Below are 1910 nucleotides of genomic sequence, written 5' to 3'. Positions count from 1 at the left end.
TGAGCGCCCGCACCGTGCCAATCGGTATATTCGGTCTGCTCACCCGACTTGCTGAGCGCCTTGCCGAAAGCGATGACATTGGCGTAGTTTTTCCAGTCGCCGAAGGTCGTGCCGGTCCAGAAGTCCAGCGTCTCGGAATCTTCGGTGATAGAGAAGAAAGCCTCGTCGATCGCCGGGTACCCGGTGCGGCGGTAATCGACGATGCTTTGCAGCTCTTTGGAAGTGGGCAGGGCCCAATCGTCGTAACCACCGAGATCAAGCGCCTCGCAATAGGCCAGCGCTTCTTCCCATTCGCGGCGCGTGCCGTCGTCAGCCTGTTGCCACATGCGACCCGTGGCTTCGTCTGTCACCGTGCCGTCGCCGTTGTCTACAAACGCATTGACGCCATAGACACCTTCTTCGCCGCTGACGCAGCGCACGTAATTGCCCGGTGCCTTGCCGTCTGGCCCCATCAAGCCGCCGCTGGCGGCCGCGCCGGTGTAGAAATCGACCCCGGTGCCGTAAGCTTTGATGTGGCCGTCAGAAAAGTTGAAGCCGAAGGCGGCCTGATTGCGGCCGTTCTGGACCGGCCCTTTGACGTAGAGGGTAGAGCTCCAGTATTGCCCGGCAAAGATCATCTGACCTTCCGGGTAGTAGAAATCGAAAACACTGGTGTCGATATAGGGTCTCGGCTCACCTTCTTCCGGCATGAGCAGTTCGCCGCGGTTGTCGGCAAGCGAATAAAGCTCTTTGATCGTAGGAACGCGCCAGTCGGTCCGCGCGCCCAGATCCAGATCACCGCAATAGGCCAAGGCGTCTGCGTATTGCAGGCGGTCGTTCAGCGGCGTTTTCTGCCAGACAAGAGCGGTGTTGTTATCGAGAACGGTGCCATCGCCGTTTTCCGTATAGGATGCGGCCCCACGCATGTATTGCGCATCCTGACCATAAAGCGCCTCCCCCTCAGCGGGGCAGCTTATGACATCGCCGACCGTGTCGAAGCAACGATCCTGCATTGTATCGACGATGGTATAGCTAAGCTCTTGGGCTGTGCTTGATTGCGCGGAAAGAACCAGCGGGCTTAGCAGCAGTAGTGCGTAGCCCGCAGGAGCGGATTTGAGAGTTGAAAACATGATTGATCCCTTTTGGTAGTGGAGTTATGCCCAAGGTGGGGCAGCGAGAAGTAGGTGAGTGAGCGTCGCGTCAGCGGCGTAAAATCCCCAGTGGAGAGAATAGGCCCAGCGAAAACCGCTTCGAACACGCAGATAGAGGTACGGCAGCAGCGCACCAAAGAGAGTCGCGGCGAGTGTGAAGCGCGCGACGTACAACCAGATGAAACCGTCGAAGGCGAGGCCAAGGTGAAACAGCCCGAAGGATACCGCCAAGCCGACGCTCATGACCCCAAGCGTGAATCCAACGCGCACGCCCGTGAAGATCAGTGCAGCGATCAGCACTTGCTGAAACAGGATATCGGCGGATTTCGGCAGGTAATACCAAGCCGAAGCAAACATGAACTCGGGCGGGTTCGCTGGTGCCCGCACCTCCGAGACATAGGGGAGGAGCGGCAGCACAAAGACAGTGAACAACCCGAATGCTGCAAGGATCGGCAACATCGCCAGCCCTTCGCGCGCCAGTCGGTCGCGGTTCAGCACCTCTGCAAATAGCGGCCGGAACAGCCAGGCAGCCAGCGTGGCCCAGCCGAGGTAATAGGCCGTGAACAACACCGGCGCACCGTCATAGCCGCTGTCGAGCCCAAGCGCATCGACAAGCACGTAATAGCCCCTGCTCGACACTGTCCAAAGCGCAGCCACGATGAGCAGTGCACGGGCGACTTGGAAGAATGCGTCGGCAGCTAGGCCGCGCATCGCTGCTGGCTTCATATCAACTGTCGAAATCATGATACTTGCTCGCCGTGTTACTTGCTCGGGTTTCGT

General features: G+C 59.0%; 2 protein-coding genes. Both read right to left on the bottom strand.

The features are described 5' to 3' along the window. On the bottom strand, positions 1-1109 hold a 1109-nt coding region (locus ABY403_RS16110; protein WP_372841826.1), incomplete at its 3' end, for a DUF1566 domain-containing protein. A gap of 24 nt (positions 1110-1133) precedes the next feature. Beyond that, the gene (locus ABY403_RS16105) at positions 1134-1874 is read right to left on the bottom strand and encodes a hypothetical protein (protein WP_372841825.1); all 741 of its coding nucleotides are present in this window, start codon (positions 1872-1874) and stop codon (positions 1134-1136) included. Positions 1875-1910 lie beyond the last annotated feature (36 nt).

This window comes from Phaeovulum sp. (genome assembly GCF_041596715.1).
In the GTDB taxonomy this organism is placed as follows: Bacteria; Pseudomonadota; Alphaproteobacteria; order Rhodobacterales; family Rhodobacteraceae; genus UBA6213.
Note: the sequence above shows the minus strand (reverse complement) of the source record. Positions and strands in the feature narration are given on the sequence as shown.